Annotated in this window: 22 protein-coding genes; 14 read left to right on the top strand and 8 right to left on the bottom strand. The window is 41.6% G+C overall.

Going from position 1 to position 19,817, the window contains the following annotated elements:
- The first annotated feature begins 28 nt into the window (after positions 1–28).
- From dnaG to ACYP5M_RS08520, 6 genes are all read left to right on the top strand, one after another.
- Entirely contained in the window at positions 29–1,834 is a 1,806-nt protein-coding gene (dnaG, locus tag ACYP5M_RS08545; protein ID WP_101223468.1) for a DNA primase, read from the top strand.
- 35 nt (positions 1,835–1,869) lie between these two features.
- Positions 1,870–3,003: an RNA polymerase sigma factor RpoD gene (gene rpoD / locus ACYP5M_RS08540; protein WP_034308477.1), complete on the top strand. Its 1,134-nt coding sequence runs from the start codon at positions 1,870–1,872 to the stop codon at positions 3,001–3,003.
- A gap of 170 nt (positions 3,004–3,173) precedes the next feature.
- The gene (locus ACYP5M_RS08535; protein WP_452444807.1) at positions 3,174–3,710 is read left to right on the top strand and encodes a hypothetical protein; all 537 of its coding nucleotides are present in this window, start codon (positions 3,174–3,176) and stop codon (positions 3,708–3,710) included.
- Between the two features lie 219 nt (positions 3,711–3,929).
- The gene (gene cccA, locus ACYP5M_RS08530; protein WP_101222591.1) at positions 3,930–4,298 is read left to right on the top strand and encodes a cytochrome c550; all 369 of its coding nucleotides are present in this window, start codon (positions 3,930–3,932) and stop codon (positions 4,296–4,298) included.
- A 214-nt stretch (positions 4,299–4,512) separates the two neighbouring features.
- Complete coding sequence (locus ACYP5M_RS08525) at positions 4,513–5,220, top strand: tRNA (adenine(22)-N(1))-methyltransferase (RefSeq protein ID WP_459735133.1); 708 nt, start codon at positions 4,513–4,515, stop codon at positions 5,218–5,220.
- Positions 5,217–6,335 carry a Nif3-like dinuclear metal center hexameric protein gene (locus tag ACYP5M_RS08520; RefSeq protein WP_260358098.1) on the top strand — a complete coding sequence of 373 codons (1,119 nt, stop codon included), beginning with the start codon at positions 5,217–5,219 and terminating at the stop codon, positions 6,333–6,335. Before ACYP5M_RS08525 ends, ACYP5M_RS08520 begins: the two co-directional genes overlap by 4 nt.
- 48 nt (positions 6,336–6,383) lie before the next feature.
- Here the strand turns inward: ACYP5M_RS08520 and ACYP5M_RS08515 are convergent, their stop codons facing one another.
- Both ACYP5M_RS08515 and vrrA read right to left on the bottom strand, forming a co-directional pair.
- A complete protein-coding gene (locus ACYP5M_RS08515) occupies positions 6,384–7,328 on the bottom strand; it encodes a 4-hydroxy-3-methylbut-2-enyl diphosphate reductase (RefSeq protein WP_101222589.1) in 945 nt (314 codons plus the stop codon).
- Between the two features lie 126 nt (positions 7,329–7,454).
- Positions 7,455–8,141, bottom strand: coding sequence for a VrrA/YqfQ family protein (gene vrrA / locus ACYP5M_RS08510; protein WP_459734912.1), 687 nt, complete (start codon positions 8,139–8,141; stop codon positions 7,455–7,457).
- Positions 8,142–8,658: 517 nt separating this feature from the next.
- Between vrrA and ACYP5M_RS08505 the strand changes: the two genes are divergently transcribed.
- Positions 8,659–9,972, top strand: coding sequence for a DEAD/DEAH box helicase (locus tag ACYP5M_RS08505; RefSeq protein ID WP_434167405.1), 1,314 nt, complete (start codon positions 8,659–8,661; stop codon positions 9,970–9,972).
- Positions 9,973–9,984: 12 nt separating this feature from the next.
- On the top strand, positions 9,985–10,881 hold the full coding sequence (locus ACYP5M_RS08500) for a deoxyribonuclease IV (RefSeq protein ID WP_459734911.1): 897 nt from the start codon (positions 9,985–9,987) through the stop codon (positions 10,879–10,881).
- 90 nt (positions 10,882–10,971) lie between these two features.
- Here ACYP5M_RS08500 and ACYP5M_RS08495 read toward each other — a convergent pair whose 3' ends face one another.
- Positions 10,972–11,232 (bottom strand): DUF2624 family protein, encoded by a 261-nt coding sequence (locus tag ACYP5M_RS08495; RefSeq protein ID WP_063233031.1) that lies wholly within the window; start codon positions 11,230–11,232, stop codon positions 10,972–10,974.
- Positions 11,233–11,447: 215 nt separating this feature from the next.
- Between ACYP5M_RS08495 and ACYP5M_RS08490 the strand changes: the two genes are divergently transcribed.
- From ACYP5M_RS08490 to ACYP5M_RS08480, 3 genes are read left to right on the top strand one after another with little or no spacing between them, the layout of a single operon-like run.
- Positions 11,448–12,212, top strand: a complete 765-nt coding sequence (locus ACYP5M_RS08490) for a metal ABC transporter ATP-binding protein (protein ID WP_053535720.1) — start codon at positions 11,448–11,450, stop codon at positions 12,210–12,212.
- 21 nt (positions 12,213–12,233) lie between these two features.
- Positions 12,234–13,067 (top strand): metal ABC transporter permease, encoded by an 834-nt coding sequence (locus tag ACYP5M_RS08485; protein WP_063233033.1) that lies wholly within the window; start codon positions 12,234–12,236, stop codon positions 13,065–13,067.
- 13 nt (positions 13,068–13,080) lie between these two features.
- Complete coding sequence (locus ACYP5M_RS08480) at positions 13,081–13,506, top strand: Fur family transcriptional regulator (RefSeq protein WP_101222584.1); 426 nt, start codon at positions 13,081–13,083, stop codon at positions 13,504–13,506.
- 36 nt (positions 13,507–13,542) lie between these two features.
- Here the strand turns inward: ACYP5M_RS08480 and ACYP5M_RS08475 are convergent, their stop codons facing one another.
- A complete protein-coding gene (locus ACYP5M_RS08475) occupies positions 13,543–14,127 on the bottom strand; it encodes a 5' nucleotidase, NT5C type (RefSeq protein ID WP_260358089.1) in 585 nt (194 codons plus the stop codon).
- 168 nt (positions 14,128–14,295) lie between these two features.
- On the opposite strand from ACYP5M_RS08475, the gene ACYP5M_RS08470 reads away from it, so the two are divergent.
- Entirely contained in the window at positions 14,296–14,766 is a 471-nt protein-coding gene (locus ACYP5M_RS08470; RefSeq protein WP_232782915.1) for a DUF4190 domain-containing protein, read from the top strand.
- A 104-nt stretch (positions 14,767–14,870) separates the two neighbouring features.
- On the opposite strand, the gene ispG is transcribed toward ACYP5M_RS08470, so the two are convergent.
- The 4 genes from ispG to ACYP5M_RS08450 form a co-directional block, all read right to left on the bottom strand.
- Complete coding sequence (gene ispG / locus ACYP5M_RS08465; RefSeq protein WP_185116202.1) at positions 14,871–15,983, bottom strand: flavodoxin-dependent (E)-4-hydroxy-3-methylbut-2-enyl-diphosphate synthase; 1,113 nt, start codon at positions 15,981–15,983, stop codon at positions 14,871–14,873.
- 214 nt (positions 15,984–16,197) lie between these two features.
- Positions 16,198–16,530, bottom strand: coding sequence for a LysM peptidoglycan-binding domain-containing protein (locus ACYP5M_RS08460; RefSeq protein WP_230177020.1), 333 nt, complete (start codon positions 16,528–16,530; stop codon positions 16,198–16,200).
- 114 nt (positions 16,531–16,644) lie between these two features.
- Positions 16,645–16,779 carry an anti-repressor SinI family protein gene (locus ACYP5M_RS08455; protein WP_286141409.1) on the bottom strand — a complete coding sequence of 45 codons (135 nt, stop codon included), beginning with the start codon at positions 16,777–16,779 and terminating at the stop codon, positions 16,645–16,647.
- Positions 16,780–17,152: 373 nt separating this feature from the next.
- Positions 17,153–17,920 (bottom strand): DUF1189 domain-containing protein, encoded by a 768-nt coding sequence (locus ACYP5M_RS08450; RefSeq protein ID WP_459734910.1) that lies wholly within the window; start codon positions 17,918–17,920, stop codon positions 17,153–17,155.
- Positions 17,921–18,081: 161 nt separating this feature from the next.
- Between ACYP5M_RS08450 and ACYP5M_RS08445 the strand changes: the two genes are divergently transcribed.
- Positions 18,082–18,567, top strand: a complete 486-nt coding sequence (locus tag ACYP5M_RS08445; RefSeq protein ID WP_459735132.1) for a DUF456 domain-containing protein — start codon at positions 18,082–18,084, stop codon at positions 18,565–18,567.
- A 145-nt stretch (positions 18,568–18,712) separates the two neighbouring features.
- The gene (gene sodA / locus ACYP5M_RS08440) at positions 18,713–19,321 is read left to right on the top strand and encodes a superoxide dismutase SodA (protein ID WP_034308436.1); all 609 of its coding nucleotides are present in this window, start codon (positions 18,713–18,715) and stop codon (positions 19,319–19,321) included.
- Positions 19,322–19,817: the final 496 nt, after the last annotated feature.

Raw genomic sequence — 19,817 nt, 5'->3', positions numbered from 1 at the left:
ATCACCAATATTGCAAGGTGGAAAAATGATAAATGGCCGTATAGAAGATGAGAAAATTAATCAAATTCGCGAAGCTGTTGACATTGTTGATTTAATTGGGGAGTATGTCCAGTTAAAGAAGCAGGGGCGCAATTACTTTGGCCTATGTCCTTTTCATGGTGAAAACTCGCCCTCGTTTTCCGTTTCAACGGAAAAACAAATCTTTCACTGTTTTGGTTGCGGGGCAGGGGGAAATATCTTTACCTTCTTAATGGATATAGAAGGCTACAGCTTTGTGGAATCTGCAAAAGTTTTAGCCGAAAAAGGAAATGTTCCTTTGGATGTTGAAATCAATAAGGATTCCAAGCGTTCTAACATGCCGGCAGGCTCGCAGCAAATGGTCGAGGCACATGACCTGCTGAGGAAGTTTTATCATCATCTCCTCGTTAATACGAAAGAGGGGCAGGATGCTCTCGAATATTTACTTAAACGCGGGTTTACTGAAGAGACTATAGAAAAGTTCCAAATTGGCTACTCTTTGGATTCATGGGATTTCGTGTCCAAGTTTCTTTTAAAACGCGGTTTTCCAGCGGAATACATGGAGCAAGCAGGGCTTATTATTTACAGGGAAAAAGACGAGTCATATTTTGACCGTTTCAGAAATAGAGTCATGTTTCCAATTATGGATCATCAAGGAAATACGATTGCATTTTCAGGAAGAGCGATGGGGGACGATGAGCCCAAATATTTGAATAGTCCTGAAACGCCAATCTTTAATAAAAGTAAAACTTTATATAATTTCCATCATGCAAGACCACACATACGAAAGAAAGAACAAGCAGTCATTTTTGAAGGCTTTGCCGATTGCATTTCAGCTGTTGGCGCAGGTGTGGAGAATGCGGTCGCTACAATGGGTACTGCCCTGACGGACCAGCATATCCAGCTTTTAAAAAGAAATACTGACCAGATACTTATATGCTACGATTCGGACTCAGCAGGATTAAACGCTGCCAATCGTGCAGTTAATATGCTACAGGACCATGAGTTTTCAGTGAAAGTCGCTCTCATGCCTGATAACTTGGACCCCGATGACTACATAAAGGAATTCGGTGAAAAAAGCTTTGTTTCTGAAGTAATAGGGGCCAGTTTAACCTACATGGCATTCAAAATGCATTATTTGCGTCGAGGGAAAAATGTAAATAATGAAGGAGATCGAATTCAATATATCGAAGAAGTCCTTAAAGAAATTTCACGATTGCCCAATGCAGTGGAGAGGGATCATTATCTTCGGCAGCTATCCTCTGAATTTTCCCTATCATTGGATGCGCTGGAACAGCAGCAGCGTCAGGTGTTCTTTACGGAACGCAAGAAGGGGACACTGCCGCAGCCAGCAGCCCAAAAGCAAATGTCCCTGCAATATGAGCATAAGTTAAAGCCTGCTCACCATAATGCTGAAATGAAGTTGATCGCCCATATGCTAAAAAGCAGGGATATGACCTTCAAAATTCAGCAATTGCTTGGACAAACGGTTTTTCATGTAGATGAACATCAGGCAATCATCACCTATTTATATGCGTTCTATGAAGATGGACACGAACCGGATACAAGCTTTTTCCTTACTTATTTACCGGATCCAAACTTGAGAAGGATCGTTTCGGAAATAGAAATGATGTCAGTGAATGAGGAAGTTACCGATAAAGAACTGACCGATTGCATAAATCAAGTGTTGAAATATGAAAAATTGTTAAAGATAAAAGAAAAACAAGTTGAAGAAAAAGATGCAGTTAGGCGAAGTGATTATGTCACTGCTGCAAAAATTGCCATGGAAATCATTAAATTGCGTAAAATGTTGTAGTCGTTTAGGTGTAAGTCCTGGAAGGAGGGGAACTAATGGCTGAAAAACCAGCACGTTCCAAACAAGTTGATAATGAATTTAGCCTTGAACAGGTGAAAGAAAAATTACTAGAGCTAGGTAAAAAACGAGGCTCTTTGACTTTAGAAAAAATCGCTGAAATGATTGGCGGTTTTGAATTGGATTCCGATCAAATGGATGAGTTCTATGAGGTGTTAGCAGAAAACGGCGTCGAAATACTCACTGATGGTGAGGAGGACGAGGATGAAGATGATCCGGATGAGAAGAAGCTTGCAAAAGAAGAAGAGTTTGACTTAAATGATTTAAGTGTTCCTCCTGGCGTTAAAATCAATGACCCAGTACGCATGTACTTAAAGGAAATTGGTCGGGTAGACCTTTTATCGGCAGAAGAGGAAATCTCTCTGGCGACGAGAATCGAAGATGGGGATGAAGAAGCGAAACGCCGTTTGGCAGAAGCTAACCTTCGTCTTGTTGTCAGTATCGCCAAGCGCTATGTCGGACGCGGAATGCTTTTCCTTGATTTGATTCAGGAAGGTAATATGGGACTTATCAAAGCAGTCGAAAAATTTGATTACCGCAAGGGGTTCAAATTCAGTACGTATGCAACATGGTGGATTCGCCAAGCGATAACCCGTGCGATTGCCGACCAAGCAAGGACGATACGGATACCGGTGCATATGGTGGAAACCATCAATAAATTGATCCGTGTCCAAAGACAGCTTCTTCAGGATTTAGGACGTGAACCTTCTCCGGAAGAAATTGCGGAGGATATGGACTTAACACCTGAAAAAGTTCGTGAAATCTTGAAAATAGCTCAGGAACCGGTTTCATTGGAAACGCCAATAGGAGAAGAAGACGATTCACATTTAGGTGATTTCATTGAAGATCAGGATGCAACTTCTCCATCGGAGCATGCAGCATATGAACTATTGAAAGAACAGCTTGAAGATGTATTGGATACTCTTACTGACCGTGAAGAGAACGTCTTGAGACTCCGCTTTGGACTTGATGATGGCCGCACCCGCACTCTTGAAGAGGTAGGGAAGGTATTTGGGGTCACCCGCGAGCGTATCCGTCAAATCGAAGCGAAGGCGCTTCGTAAACTGAGACATCCAAGCCGCAGCAAACGCTTGAAAGATTTCCTGGAATAGAATATATGCCCTTCACAGAGCCCTCTTTGAATGCCCAGCGTTCGGGAGCGGCTCTTTTTTTTAGTTCCGATGTAAAAATATCCTATAAAAACAATAATTACCAATACACTGTAAAAAAATTTGAAAGCTAAGTCATAAAAAGAAATGATCATCATGAGGATGTGAGATTCATGGATGAGATGAGAAAGAAAATCATCATTCAAGAAATAAACTCCTGGAAGGAAAGTCGTATGCTTCCGGAGCAATATTGTAATTATCTGCTTGCATTATACTGTCAAGGTGAACTGCCGCCACCCAATTCGGCTAAATCCGGGAGCGTAAAAAACGACATCTTTTCCGGGTTGTTGATTGGGGCCCTTTTTGCATTTATTGTATTTTTGAATTATTTTACTGAAATACCCATAAGAATGCAAATGCTTATGACAACAATTTCAATTCTTGTCTTTGGGCTGGGAGCCCGCCACTTTGCCGGCAGGAAAATCATTTTTCAAATGGCCTTGATGGGAATGGCGCTATCTTTGCTTTTATTAACAGTCAGTTTTGCCGAATTCATGGCACCTGGTCAAGTGAGTATCCTTTATATTTTCCTGTTCATTAATTGCGGACTTTGGATTTTAATGGGCAAAAAACTGAAGCTGCTCCATTTTTCCATAGGGGGAGGCCTGGGAGCAATGGTCACTCTTTACTTTTTTTTTAGGACATTCTAGCGGTTTTAATTAGTGATTTTAGGGTATTATGAAATATATGTAAGAAAAAGTAAAACTGTTTGGAAATATACATAAGTTTTTGACAATTTTAAGAAATTATATAATATCTTCTATTTTTGGGCTTTTACTTGAAACTCTTTTCAAGTAAAATAATATATAGCTGTTTGTATATAATATTAAATATGGTAAGTTTAGGTTCTACATAGGGGAGGAAATACTATGAATCGCAATCCAGTAATGCCTTTTATTATTATCATGGTTTTTGGTATTGGACTTATGTTTTTACTTTCGTTTAAAGGTTTGGGTGATGCCAAAGATCTTGCTAAGGAAAAAGAGGGCGGCGAAAAGACAGAAGAAACAGAAAGTGCCTCAGCATCACCTGAGGACATCTATAAGCAAAACTGTATCTCATGTCATGGTGACGCCTATCAAGGCGGCGTCGGGCCTGCCCTAAAAGGTGTTGGCGATCGTCTATCGGTGGACGAGGTCAAAGAAGTGATCACGAATGGACGAGGTGCAATGCCACCAGGTTTAGTCGAAGAACAGAACATTGACGCCATGGCCGAATATATTCATGGACTGAAATAATTCATGAAACTGACTCAAGAAATCGTTGGAAAGCGAACTTTTTGAGTCAGTTTTTCATTTATTCAGAAAAGGAAGATTCCAGATGGAAAGTTTCTTCTGCCCACTGATAGAAAGAGTCCTTTCTCCTTTCTGTAATTTTTCGATTGAACTTGGTATAATCGAATGGGAAACTAATTATAGTAAGAAATTATTTGAATTAAGAGAGTTGATAAATATGAATCATGAAAAACTATCGATGAGATTAGAACGTGTTGCCATACATATACCAAAAGGAAGCATCCTTGCAGATATAGGTTCCGATCATGCTTATTTGCCGTGCTATGCTGTGACTAACGGCTTGTGTGACAGTGCAATAGCCGGCGAAGTTGTAGAAGGGCCATATCAGTCAGCACGCAAGCAAGTTGCAATGTCGGGGCTTGGGGACAAGATAGAGGTCCGTAAAGGAGACGGGCTTGAAGTATTGAAGCCTGATGAAGCGACCTGCATTACGATTGCAGGCATGGGAGGGACTTTAATATCAAGTATATTGGAAAGTGGAAAAGGGAAACTTGGCAGGGCAGAAAGGCTTATCCTTCAGCCAAATGTCGGTGCAGCGAATGTTCGCAGCTGGCTAATGGAAAACGGCTGGGAACTTATTGGAGAGGAAATCCTTGAAGAAGATGGGAAAATCTATGAAATCTTAATTGCCGAAAAAGGGGACCCGCTCCGCCCTTATCTGATAAACAAGCAAGCAGGCCTCACGTTCGGTCCATACTTAAGAGAGCAATTCAGTGACATTTTCATAAAAAAATGGCAGCTAGAGAAAAAACATTTGGAGAGAATTATCGAACAATTGGATGAAAGCGGAAGAAGCGGACTGGAAACGAAGCGCAATGAATTAAAATCCCAAATTTCCGTAATTGAGGAGGTGCTTAAAGGGTGAAGACAGTGAATGGTCACAAAATCATTGAAACGTTTGAACAATTCTCCCCAAAGCATTATGCGATGGAGGGAGATCCGATCGGGCTGCATGTCGGTCAGCTCAATAAGCCGGTTACTAAAGTGCTGATTGCCCTTGATGTGCTGGAAGAGGTTGTAGACGAAGCGATAGAACATGGCGCGGAATTGATCATCGCCCATCATCCGCTTATTTACCGACCATTGAAAAGGATCGATACAAACACTGCTGGAGGCCGCATCATCGAAAAGCTGATCAAACATGATATCGCTGTTTATGCTGCGCATACCAATTTGGATGTCGCTAGGGGCGGAGTAAATGATTTACTTGCCGAAGCGCTGCAATTGCAGGACACAGAAGTATTGATTCCAACTACCGAGACAACTCTAAAGAAATTGGTCGTATATGTTCCAAAGACCGATGCACAAAAGGTGAGGGAAGCCCTAGGTAAGGCAGGGGCCGGAGCGATCGGGAATTACAGCAATTGTTCGTTTTCCGGGGAAGGTACCGGACGCTTCTTGCCAGGTGATGGCAGTGAGCCGGTAATTGGCTCCCAAGGAAAGCTTGAAGAAGTAGCTGAAATGCGAGTCGAAACGATATTCCCGGAAAATATCGAAAAGAAAGTGCTATCTGCGATGATCAAAGCCCATCCATATGAGGAAGTTGCTCATGATATATATAAACTGGAGAATAAAGGGGAGTCTCTTGGCTTAGGGAAGATCGGTGTACTTCCTGAAGAAATGACACTTGAACAATTTTCCGAACATGTGAAGCGGACACTTGATGTTGAAAAGGTGCGTGTCGTTGGAGATTTGCAAAGCCCAATCAAAAAAGTGGCAGTGTTGGGCGGAGACGGCAATAAATACTTTACAACAGCGAAGTTCAAGGGAGCTGATGTATACGTTACGGGTGACATGTATTACCATACAGCGCATGACGCGATGATGCTTGGATTGAATATCGTGGATCCAGGCCACAATGTTGAAAAGGTGATGAAAAAAGGGGTGGCACGAATCCTTGAAAAAATGTGCCGCGAAAAGAGCTACGATGTGGAATTCATTCCATCCCGGCTGAATACAGACCCTTTCCAATTCATTTAAATAACACGAAAAAGGCAGCCATTAGTGGCTGCCTTTTTTTGTGTGAAATCATTTCTTCACTTTAATTTTAGGTAAAATTTTATGCAATGGCGTTTTCTTTTCGGTATTCCAAGTCGATTCATCACTTGCTTCATATTGCTCTAGAAATGCGATAACTTCCTTCGTGATCGGAGTTGGTGTGGAAGCCCCTGAAGTGACGGCAACCGTTTCTGCATCTTTTAGCCATTCAAGATTCAGCTCGGAAATGTCAGCGATCCGATAAGCGCTCGTGCCGGCAATCTCTTGGGAAACTTGTGCAAGGCGGTTTGAATTATTACTCTTGGGGTCTCCGACTACGATTAAAACATCAGCTTCACCAGCTTGCTCGGCAACCGCTTCTTGGCGAACCTGTGTCGCTAAACAAATTTCCTTATGGACTTCGGCATGTGGAAACTTTTCCTTGACCTTATCCATGATATCCAATACATCCCATTGGCTCATCGTTGTTTGATTGGTAACAATGATCTTATCACTATTCAAAGTCAAGGCTTCCACATCTTCATCCTTTTGAACCAGGTGAACTACATCAGGAGCAACTCCGACAGCACCCTCTGGTTCCGGATGGCCTTTTTTGCCAATATAAATGATTTGATAGCCTTCCGCTTGTTTTTCCCGAATTAAGTCATGTGTTGCGGTAACATCGGGACATGTAGCATCAAGCGTAACAAGACCTTTTTTCTCGGCGATCTTCCTGATCTCAGGTGAAACGCCGTGAGCAGTAAAGATGACGGTTCCGCTGTCCACCTGTTCGATGATATCGTTGCGGTTGCTGCCGTCCAGCGTGATGATGCCTTCTTCTTCAAACGCATCCGTCACATGTTTGTTATGCACAATCATTCCTAAAATGTAAATGGGACGTGGCAAGGTTTTATCTAAAGCCGCATTACGGGCGATGACCATGGCATCGACAACGCCATAACAATAGCCGCGCGGGGAAATTTTAATCACTTTCATCTATGTGTCCTCCTTCAAGGCAAGAAACTCTCACTTTTTATACCTTTCTATTATATAAGACCATAGATGATATTACAAAACATCATATTTACATAAAATCAGTTATTGGTAAATTTTTTGCAGCCTTTAGATATAAAGCTTTGGACCAGATGACCTTTCCCTTTTGGTTTCGGTATGGACTTGGGCGATAGGGGTAGCTTCTTTAGCTTTTTCTTTTTTCTTCGAATCCGTTTGTACCACACTGTTCTTTTGTACCTCAACATTTGGCTCGCTTTCAACGGAAACTCCCTGATCCTCGTTATCACCGGCTGATGAAATGCTCCGGAAAACTTTCCACATGGAAGGCAGGTTTTTAATCACTGGTCCGTATTGTTCCACCATAGGTGTGAATTGTTCCGCCGCTTGCAATACTTTTTGCGTGTTGGAAAGCATGTTATTAAGGGACTCTGGGTTTTTTAATGTTTCAAGTATACCGCCTCCGCTGCTTCTTGAAGAACTTTGATTAGAGGTACCGGCTGGCGCAAATAAATTTGGCGCAGCTGCTTTTTGTTTTGACTTACCGAGTATTTTTGACAATAACCCTTCTTTCTTCGCTGGCGGCATCTCCTGCCGCTGCGGTTGGTTGAAGGGACCTCGGAAACCTTGAGGTCCCTGTGGCATCTGCCCTCTGTTTTGTACCATCGGCCGCTGCATCTGCTGATAAGGGTGGGGGATTTGCGGTGACTGTCTCAATGGAGCAGGGTGCTGCTGCATCCTTCGGCCATTGGGTGGCTGAAAACCGGGTCCGGGTTGACGATTTCTATTTGGGAACATAGGTTTCACCTCCTCAGATTTTATATGCTGGTGTAATCTTCTATATAAATTATGCAACTCGACAAAAAAGGTTTGAGGAAAGAGTGACTGGGCAGTTGTGAAGTAACCGGAAAGAAGGTAAGATGGTAACGGTAGTCTTTTAGCTCCATGTCTGCGGGGGATACGCTATGACCAGGACAGGGGCTTTTCGTTTGCAAGAGTCCATTTTAAGAGAAAACCTCAGCGCTTGCGCTTTTGTTAAGTAAATGGGTCACATTGAAAAAAGTAGATGGCCTGCCCCAATATGGGTCAATCCCTATTTTCTTCACGAGCAACCCAGGCGCTTGCGCTTTTTGTGTAATCCAGCTTCAGCGCCTAGCTCGTTGTGAAAAAGATGATCGCCCTCATAAGGCAAAAAGCGCCTTATGGGTCAATCCCTATTTTCTTCACGAGCAACCCAGGCGCTTGCGCTTTTTGTGTGAAATTTATTATAATAACAGGACATGTCTAATGACTGACAGGATAAAGGAGTTTTTTGATGAAACAAAATCAATTTGAACGATTTAATTTGAAAAGCTACATTCTAGATGCGGTTCGTACTTTAGGGTTCGATAAGCCGACGGAAATTCAAGAGCGCGTGCTTCCGTCGCTTTTAAAGGGAAGTAGCTTAATTGGACAGTCGCAGACAGGAACAGGGAAGACACATTCCTATTTGCTGCCGATCATGAACAGGCTTGATGCCGGTAAGAATGAGGTTCAAGCGATTATTTCCGCACCAACCCGTGAGTTAGCGAACCAAATCTACAAAGAAGCTTTGAAAATTGCTGATCATTTCCCTGAGGATGAGCAGATTCAAGTCCGTTGTTTCATCGGTGGTACTGATAAACAGCGAATGATAGATAAATTGAAGACACAGCCGCAATTGGTAATCGGTACACCGGGCCGAATCAAGGACTTGGTTGCAGCTCAGGCATTACAGGTTTATACAGCAAAAATGCTTGTAGTCGATGAAGCGGACCTTATGCTAGACATGGGCTTCATTGAAGATGTCGATATATTTGCATCACGTATGGCTGAAAAAATTCAAATGCTTGTCTTTTCGGCAACCATCCCAGAAAAATTGAAGCCGTTTTTAAATAAATATATGGAGAATCCAAAGTATGTTCAAGTGAATCCCAAGCAGGCGACCGCTTCGAAAATTGAACATGTTCTCGTACCGCTTCGTCACCGTAACAGAGAGCAGTTACTTCATGATATCATCGTTCGTTATAATCCATATTTGGCGATTATTTTCACAAACACAAAAAAAATGGCGGATCATGTGGCTAACTCCTTGATTGAAAAAGGGTTGAATGTCGGCCGTATTCATGGTGATTTATCGCCTCGTGAGCGTAAAAAAATGATGAAGCAAATCAATGATTTGGAGTATCAATTCATCGTTGCGACAGATCTGGCTTCCCGTGGAATCGATATTGAAGGTGTAAGTCATATCATTAACTATGAATTGCCTTCAGATTTGGATTTTTATATCCATAGGACGGGAAGGACGGCTCGTGCCGGATATTCAGGCATTGCCACTACCATTTACGATACATCCGATGAAGATTCACTGAACCGCCTTGAAAAAATGGGCATTGAATTCCGTGATGCGGATATCCAAAACGGTGATTGGGTTGATATCGATGAACGTAATAAAAGGAAAAACCGTAAAAAACAAAAATCTGATATCGATGTTAAAGCGAGCAGGCACGTCAAGAAGCCAACTAAAGTCAAACCAGGATACAAGAAGAAAATTCAACGAGATGTGGAAAACTTTAAAAAACGTGAACGTCGTATACAGAGAAAGAAATAGGGGAGAAATCAGATGCTGAAGATCGGATCGCATGTTTCAATGAGCGGGAAAGGTATGCTACTTGCTGCGAGTCAAGAAGCGGCTTCGTATGGCTCCAACACATTCATGATCTATACAGGGGCCCCTCAAAACACAAGACGTAAAAAAATCGAGGATTTAAATATCGAAGCCGGAAGACTGCATATGGAGGAGAATGGAATCAGCGATATCGTAGTCCATGCCCCGTATATCATTAATATAGGAAATACAACGAATCCAGCCACATACGAGCTTGGAGTCAACTTCTTACGCAGCGAAATCGATCGGACCGAAGCCATTGGCGCAAGGCAGATCGTACTTCATCCAGGTGCGCATGTTGGTGCAGGCAGTGAACTGGGTATCAAGAGAATCATCGAAGGTTTGAATGAGGTGCTAACTGCCGACGATAAAGTTCAGATTGCCCTTGAAACGATGGCGGGCAAAGGGTCTGAATGTGGCAGGTCTTTCGAAGAGCTGGCGATGATCATTGATGGTGTAACCCATAATGAAAAACTATCGGTTTGCTTCGATACTTGCCATACTCACGATGCCGGATATAATATCATCGAGGATTTTGATGGCGTACTGAATGAATTTGATAAATTGGTCGGTGTTGACCGCATCAAGGTCCTTCACATAAACGATAGCAAAAATGAACGCGGCATGCGCAAGGACCGCCATGAAAACATTGGATTTGGTTATATTGGTTTTAAGGCGTTGAATGCTATTGTTCACCATCCGCAATTAAGCAGTGTTCCGAAAATCCTGGAAACACCTTATGTAGGGGAAGACAAAAAAGACAAAAAGGCACCATATAAATTTGAAATTGATATGTTCAAGAATAATCAATTTGAGGAAGATCTATTGGATAAGATCAGATTTCAACAATAATCATAATAGGGACGATTCATCGAAAAAGATGAATCGTCCTTTCATTTGCATAAGTATGCTCAAATAAGGCTGGGAGCTGGCTTAAGATCTCTAAAAAGTGGAAGTAAGGTTGTTGAAGAGGGATTCTATTTCCCTGGCTGTGCTTGCTCCGGCAACTTTTGTAATTTGACCAAGCACATTCTGTCTTTGACGTATATCAAAAATGTTAATATTTTTACCTGCTAGAAGTGCAGTGATATCCTGTGCTTGTTTTTGAGTGAGTGCAACCTTATGCTGTTTAGCAAGGGAAAGCAGTTCATCGGGGCGAATACTGTTGATTTTATGATTGACCATCATTTCAAATAATTTCAAACGATCTCCTCCTTTGTTAAAACATATGAAGGAGGAAGACGTATGTGAACATGAAACTTTGTTTGATTACGGTAAGTTTGGTTCAGCTCACACTTTTTTGTGGTTCAGAGCGTACCGGCACTTGTTCAGAGGACCGGTTTCTTTACATCTTGGCTTCTTTGATTTATACTAACGATTGTTAATCGTAATGATTCTTAAAAAAATAGGTGATCTCTTTGGATAATGTAGTAAACCCCATAGTTAAATTTGAAGATATATCTTACAAATATACAAAAGATCTAGTGCTGGAACATGTTTCTCTTGAAATCCCTAGAGGGGCCTTCTTAGCAATCGTTGGGCCGAATGGATCCGGTAAGTCAACGCTTTTGAAGTTGCTGCTTGGTCTGTTCAAGCTCCAAAAGGGAAAAATTGAAATATTCGGGGAAGACATACGACGCTTTAAAGATTGGCAAAAGGTCGGTTTCGTTTCCCAAAAGGCCAACTCCTTCAACTCTGGGTTTCCTGCCACAGTTTTTGAAGTGGTTCAGAGTGGTTTGACCAAAAAAATCGGCTTGTTTAAGTTTGCAGGCAAAGAGGATAAGCAAAAGGTGAAGAAGGCTCTGGAATCCGTGGATATGCTGGAATATCAGAACCGCAATATCGGGGAATTGTCCGGAGGCCAGCAGCAGCGGGTGTTCATTGCCCGGTCACTGGTCAGCGAACCGGAATTGATGATATTGGATGAGCCTACGGTTGGCGTTGATTCAAAAAACGTCCACCAATTTTATGAAATGCTTGAGATGTTGAATAAAAAATTAGGTATAACCCTGATTTTAGTAACTCATGATGTTGGTACTGTTACCGATAAAGTCACACATGTCGCCTGTTTAAATAAAAAGCTTCATTTTCACGGGGATGCCTGTGAATATAATGAGCTGGATGAAGGTGAGCTCTCGTCCATTTATGGACATGGGGTCCAATTTTTAAATCATGATCATTAATATGTTTTGGAGGATAGCCCAATGATATCGGGGATATTGCAATTTGAATTTTTGCAGAACGCATTTTTGACCGGAATCATCATCGGAGCGATTGCGCCATTAGTGGGCGTTTTTGTCGTGGTAAGGCGGATGTCGATGATTTCCGATGCGCTAAGTCATGTAGCGCTTGCTGGGATAGCGTTTAGTTTATTGCTGCAGAAGAGCTTTCTATCTTTAGCAGGATTGAATCCACTTTATATAGGAATGGCCTTTTCTGTAGGTGGTTCATTATTCATTGAAAAATTAAGAGGGGTGTACAAGCATTATCAAGAGCTTGCAATCCCGATCATAATGTCAGGCGGCATGGGTCTCAGTGTCATTTTCATATCCATTGCAGATGGTTTCAATACGGATTTATACGGTTATTTATTCGGTAGTGTCAGTGCCGTCAGCCGGGCTGACTTATATGTCATTTTGGCAGTGGGGATAGTCGTAGCCTTGATGCTCACCCTATTGTATAAAGAACTATTTCTGTTATCTTTTGATGAAGAGCATGCGAAAGCGTCCGGAATACCTTATAAAGCGATTCATTTTATTTTTATTGTAATGGTCGCATTGGTCATTGCCGCTTCCATGAAAATCATTGGTATATTACTTGTTTCTTCACTCATGACGCTCCCGGTAGCTGCTAGTCTCCGCTTTGCAAAGGGTTTTAAGCAGATGATTGGATATTCGGTCTTATTCGGTGAAGTGTCTGTCATAGGCGGATTATTCTTATCATATAACCTTGACCTTGCTCCTGGCGGGACCATTGTAATAATAGCTGTACTAATTCTCATCTTGTCAATTTTGTTTGATAAGTGGAAAAATCGATAGATGGGGTGATGTAATGAACGTAACTACTGCCATGCAACTATTAAAAGATAAAGGTTTTAAGCATACAGGAAAGAGGGAAGAAATGCTGCAGCTTTTCTCTTCCAGCGATAAATATTTAACGGCCAAAGATGTATTGGAGAATATGAAACAGGATTATCCAGGTTTAAGCTTCGATACGATTTACAGAAATCTTTCCTTATTTGTAGAACTGGGCATCTTTGAAGCGACCGAGTTGGAAGGGGAAAAGCGTTTTCGTTTTACATGCGGTCATTCTTCCCACCATCACCACTTCATCTGTTTAAATTGTGGAAAAACGAAAGAAATCGAACTGTGCCCGATGCAGGAACTTCAGGAAAGCTTGAAGGACTACGATGTTTCGGGTCATAAATTTGAAATTTACGGACGCTGTCCCGCATGTAGCGTATCTTTGGATGCATAAAAACCATTGACCTCCAGTCAATGGTTTTTTCTTGTCTCATTTTATAGTTGCCGGTTGCCCTGACATCCAATTATTCACCCATGCAGACGCTTCTTGCCAATTGTTGACCCGAATCACCCTTTCAGGCACGGGATCTTGGTTGTAAGGAGTATTAAATAAAATCACGGGTATTTTACACTCTTCCGAAATCGCCACTGCATTATCGTGCTTGTCCTCTAAAAAGAGATCGACTTCGAATTTTTTGGCTGCAGCCACTTTATCGTGTGAGCCTACAAGCTCAATATGATCATATAGGACTTCATTCGACGTGAACCAATTTTTGGTTACATCAAATAAACGGTTACTTCTGGCACTTATGAAATAAAGGTTAGCGTGTTCAGTCCATTTTTCCAATACATCTTTCGCACCTTCAGCCAATAATGATTCCGAATAGATGAGTGGCTCGCTCTCAATGAACCATTTAGTGAAATCCTCTTTTGGAACATTCACGAAAGGGAATAAGTCATATTCGGTAATGTCCTCATAAGCTAAATTCAGCTGGAAAGCTTTATTTAAAAAGGGGACCATGGAATCAGGTCTTGTAACAGTCCCGTCTATATCGATGCCAAAACGTTTTTTCATGATGAATCTCTCCCTCATTTTCAATACTTGTAATAGTGTAACATATCCCATCATAGCTTTGGTAAATACCCGTATTTATTTCCAAGATATGAAACCATTTTCACGATGGGATCCGCGATTTTTACATACACTATAAATGCTTCACAAATGAAAGTGAGGGATGCACGAATGGAAAAAGATCAATACTCCAGTATTGACGACGAAATGCAATTGGCGAAAGAGGGCAGTGAACCAACCGTTGTGGATGATCAGCATCATGAGCGGTATTATAATGAAGATACACCTGAAGATGACAGACGATATGAAAGTCGTGGGACCATAACCAATATGGATAACCGGTATCAGGAAGAAACGTCTGCCGAAATTTCAACACCGCCTCAGAGAATCAGGTCATATAAAAATGATGGACGTGCAGAGGATAATGGTTCTGGGGATGTGGCATCAAGAGGGAAAGCGATTGGTGTCATAGCTTTGATCATCTCCATTATATCTTTATTCATGATGCCCTTCATTTTAGGGATTGTGGGTATCATTGTAGGGATAGTGGCCAGAAGCCGGGGATCGAACTTAGGTACTTGGGCCATCGTCATTGGTGCAATCTCCATCATCGTTGGCATATTCATCCTGCCGTTCTTTTAAACACCATTAAACCCTTTGATGTCATTTTCCGAAATGCATCAAAGGGTTTTTTCAAATGGTATAAAACAAAAAATCCCGATAATGAAAATTCGGGATTCTTTGTTTTATTTATTTAGTAAAGCTGCAGCAGCAGCTTCGGCTCTTTGTTTTTCATAGTACTCTTCAGCGATTTTGTCAATTTCTTTTTTAAGTTCCTCGACCATCGTCTCTTCAGGCACTTTACGAACAATTTGACCTTTTCTAAACAGTAAACCTTCACCTCGGGCCCCGGCAATGCCGATATCAGCCTCACGGGCTTCTCCAGGGCCGTTTACCGCACAACCAAGCACTGATACCTTGATTGGCGCTTTGACCGTCTGGATGTACTCTTCAACTTCATTGGCGATGGAAATCAAATCAATCTCGATTCGACCGCAAGTAGGGCAGGAAATTAAAGTGGCCATGTTGGAAGCAAGGCCAAATACTTTTAGAAGCTCCCTTGCCACCTTCACCTCTTCGACAGGATCGGCACTTAAGGAAACACGCATCGTGCTTCCGATGCCCTGACTTAGGATGGCACCTAGTCCGGCAGCGCTTTTTACGGTTCCTGAAAATAGCGTACCTGATTCCGTGATCCCAAGATGTAAAGGATAATCAAATGCTTTCGAAGCTTTTTCATATGCCTCGATGGCTAAATTCACATCGGAAGCCTTCATGGAAACGATAATGTCATGAAAGTCCAGATCTTCCAGGATCTTGATATGGTGTAAAGCACTTTCTACCATTCCATCAGCAGTCGGGAAGCCATATTTCTCGATGATTTTCTTCTCAAGAGAACCAGCATTGACCCCGATGCGAATTGGTATTCCTTTAGCCTTCGCAGCTTTCACTACTGCTTCAACCTTTTCACGGCGACCGATGTTACCAGGATTAATCCTGATTTTATCAGCTCCGCCCTCGATTGCCTTCAGAGCAAGTTTATAATCGAAATGAATATCGACTACAAGAGGGATGTTTATCCGTTTTTTTATCTCAGAGATTGCATCAGCTGCCCTTTCATCCGGACAGGCGACACGTACGATTTGACATCCAGCTTCTTCAAGGCGAAGAATCTCTGCAACCGTTGCTTCAACATCATGTGTTTTTGTCGTTGTCATGCTTTGTACGATAACTTCATTATTGCCGCCAATCGTTAAGTTTCCGACTTTAATTGGCCGCGTCTTGGTGCGATGTATGATTTCACTCAAGTGGAATTCTCTCCTTTAGGAAAAAATCAGTTTTGATTTTTAATTTGTTTCTCTGAAATATTGTATCAATGTACATACCGCTTGACAAGGAAATAGGACGCATAATGTTTTTTCATCACGAGACATCCCCTAATTTCTGGATACAATCGATGCTGGGAAATCCCCTTAATGGTTCTTGTGAAGGAGGAGATTCCTATTATGGGGGTTATTTGTAAACGGGAATCTTATATGTTTTGCCAATCTGCATATCCTCGGGCTTCAATCCTTCATTCAAACTTTGAAAGTCAGTGATGATCGTTTCGATTGGCTGATTGGATCCGCCTTTTTCCGTTTCGACGATGGAAAGTAAGGTATCACCCGGTTTCATGGTAATTTCTTTATAGGCGGCAGATGGTGCGGATGCAGGCTTGCTGGCCGGGACGGCCTGTTCGCCTGTAGAGGCCGGTGGATGGGAAGCCGGCAGGGTACCCGTAGTCATATCAAAATAAATAATAAATAAAGTGAAACAGAATGAGATAAAAAGCAGTAGCCGTTTCAATTTTCCATCCTCCCAAGCTTGTCTTTAATTCATCTATACTTGGAGGGGGCAAAAAATATGCCTAAAAATGGGCAATTCTTCAAATGAAATATGAGAGTGGCCATTCAAATTTTTCTATTTCATTTGAGTAACATCCTTATTATTTGAATGAGTGTTAAGAAAGGAGCGAATTTCCTTTGGGGTCAGACCACTCTTTTTTGCCTCCATTATGAGTAACAACCACTGTACATCAATATGACTCTCCTTCACATCTATCACCTCTTAATTACTATTTCAACCATAAGTATAGGAATAACTTAGTGAGTATTTTGTCGAATTAAGTAGATTAAAAAAATGATGACTGTAGTCATATGCTGCAAAGGCATGGATTACCCGATTTTATTTAAGCAAAAAGAGCCGGACCCGGTGGTCGAATTAAATGGGGTTCTATCTGAATTTTAAAAAAGTTGATTGGAACAGGTGGGCGAGACTCCTGCGCGAAAGCGTGTATTAGGGAGACCCCGCAGGCGCAAAGACCGCACTGGTTCCAATCAATGTTCGAATTTTACAAAGCCTTAAAAGACTGTAGGGAAACTCGATTCTCATCGAGCTTCCCTACAGTCTGAGTCCAATCTTATTAATGTCAATTTCCGATCTTATTGGCTGATGTTTCTTTAATCGATAAGAATAACATCATCAATGTCACAAACCAGCTAATGATGGAAGCGAACGGTACCATTGCTTGAAAAGCATCCATGATGGCGAAGAATACCGTGGCAAGCGTTAAGCTGTAAGCACCTATTCTCCATAGATGCCTATAGGAAAGAGGACGGCCAAGAGCATTTTTGAAAAAAAGACCGAAAGCGGCAAGGATCGTCACTTTAATGAAGATACCGCTAGCAGTAAACAGGTATAATATAAGTAGAAGCAATGGAAGGATAATAGGCAGCACAGATTCAACTGAATCAAGCCAAGTGGATATTTCCTTATTATCTCCCTCCAGAACTGAATATGGAGAGGATTGCACATTGCCTCCGGATACGAAAACCAGATCAGACTTTAAAAGCGCGACAGCTTCATCAGCTTTAGTGGCTACATCTTCCGGGGTCAAAGCTCCCGTGCCATCTACAAAAATTTGATATCCGTTTTTATTCAGGCTAAACGGCTCATCTTGTTCAGTTGTCAACGTGCCATTTTTGATTTCAAATGCCGGTAAGTCTTCGGATACTGTTTCGTGCATGGCATCTATCCCGTTAACTATCATTGTCCCGAAATAAAAAGCTGAAGGGAGAAAGGCGATGAGACTTATAAAGAAAACGAATAATATCGTTTTCCCGATACCTTGGTTTTGAAAGGAAGCGATATCTTTAGGAGAATACAAGCTTACCCATAGTTGTTTGAATATGTTCAATGTTTTCAGCACCTAACTATATAAGATTCCTAACCAATTTTAACTATATGGGAAAAATAAAACAACCTGTATTCTGCTTCATTGGTTTCAACCATCAGTAATGAGGTAATTATGGAGAGATAAAGTCAAATTATATAAAATGAGAAAGGGGTGTGTTAATGATGGATACACTATTTTGGATAATAATTACCCTCATGTTCATAATGGGGTTTGTCGGTCTGATTTTTCCAATCATCCCAAGTGTTTTATTCATTTTCGGCGGAATATTGCTATATGGACTATTTTATTCTTTTGAACCATTTGGCTGGTTTTTCTGGACGGTCCAAATTTTATTCGTCATCCTTTTATTCGCAGCTGATTACATTGCGAACATGGTCGGGGTCAAAAAGTATGGAGGCACGAAAGCGGGAATTTGGGGCAGTACGATTGGGCTACTGGTCGGGCCATTCGTGATCCCGTTCCTCGGAATACTAATAGGACCATTCATCGGGGCATTCCTGGCAGAAATCCTAGTACATAAAAAAGACCCGGTTACTGCTTCGAAAATCGGCCTTGGTTCCGTTGTAGGCTTTATAAGCAGCGTCATCACAAAAGGCATCATCCAAGTTTTGATGATTGGATATTTTCTAATCGTGGTATTCTCATAGGAAATATAATCGAAAAATGAAAAATTGAGGCATAAGGTTTGAAACGGTTACAAAAATTTGATACTCTATTTCTAGCGAGCTTTATGTATCTTTCGAGAACTGAAGCCCTCAAAAAATAAAAGCTTACATAGGGAGGAATTTTATTATGGCTTTTGAACTTCCACAATTACCGTATGCATATGATGCATTAGAACCACACATCGACAAAGAAACAATGAACATTCACCACACTAAACATCACAACACATATGTGACAAACCTGAACAATGCCCTAGAAGGTAACCAAGAACTTCTAAGCAAAAGCGTTGAAGAAATCGTCGCTAACCTTGACGCAGTACCTGAAGCTGTTCGTACAGCTGTACGCAACAATGGTGGCGGACATGCTAACCACACTTTATTCTGGGAAATCCTTTCACCTAACGGCGGCGGACAACCGACTGGTGAATTAGCGGATGCTATCACTTCAAAATTCGGAAGCTTTGACAGCTTTAAAGAAGAGTTCGCTAAAGCGGCTACTACTCGTTTTGGATCTGGCTGGGCTTGGCTTGCAGTCAACAATGGCGAGTTGGAAGTAACAAGTACACCAAACCAAGACAATCCATTATCAGAAGGTAAAACACCGCTTCTTGGATTGGACGTTTGGGAACATGCATACTACCTAAACTACCAAAACCGTCGTCCTGAATACATCAATTCTTTCTGGAATGTTGTAAACTGGGATGAGGTTGCAAAACGTTACAGCGCTGCAAAATAATTTGTAATTAAAAAAGACAGGGTTCCTTTTCTGAAAAGGAATCCTGTCTTTTTTTTGTTTCTCTAATCCGAACGGGAACATTGAAGAAAAACTATATAAAGGCAACTCGTATGCTGTTTCGCCAAAAGAAGTGAAAGAAATTCAATTCACGAGTAAAAGCTCGCAACTCACGAGAAAAAGCTCAAAACTTACGAGTAAAAGCCCGAAATTCACGAGTAAACTCTCCAATTCATGAGTGAAATCTCGAAACTCACGAGTAAAAGGATCGAATTCACGAGTAAACACTCCAAATTCATGATCATCCCCTTCGTCTTCGCCAATCGAAGAGTTTTCTTTATACTGTTCTTCTGATTTTAAGGGAAAAGCTATTAAGGAAAACAGTATAAGGGCAACTACTTCTCTGTCATCGCCATCCTGGCTCGCCAATCGAAGAGTTTTCTTTATACTGTTCTTCTGATTTTAAGGGAAAAGCTATTAAGGAAAACAGTATAAGGGC

The organism is Peribacillus sp. N1 (assembly GCF_054600815.1).
Note: the sequence above shows the minus strand (reverse complement) of the source record. Positions and strands in the feature narration are given on the sequence as shown.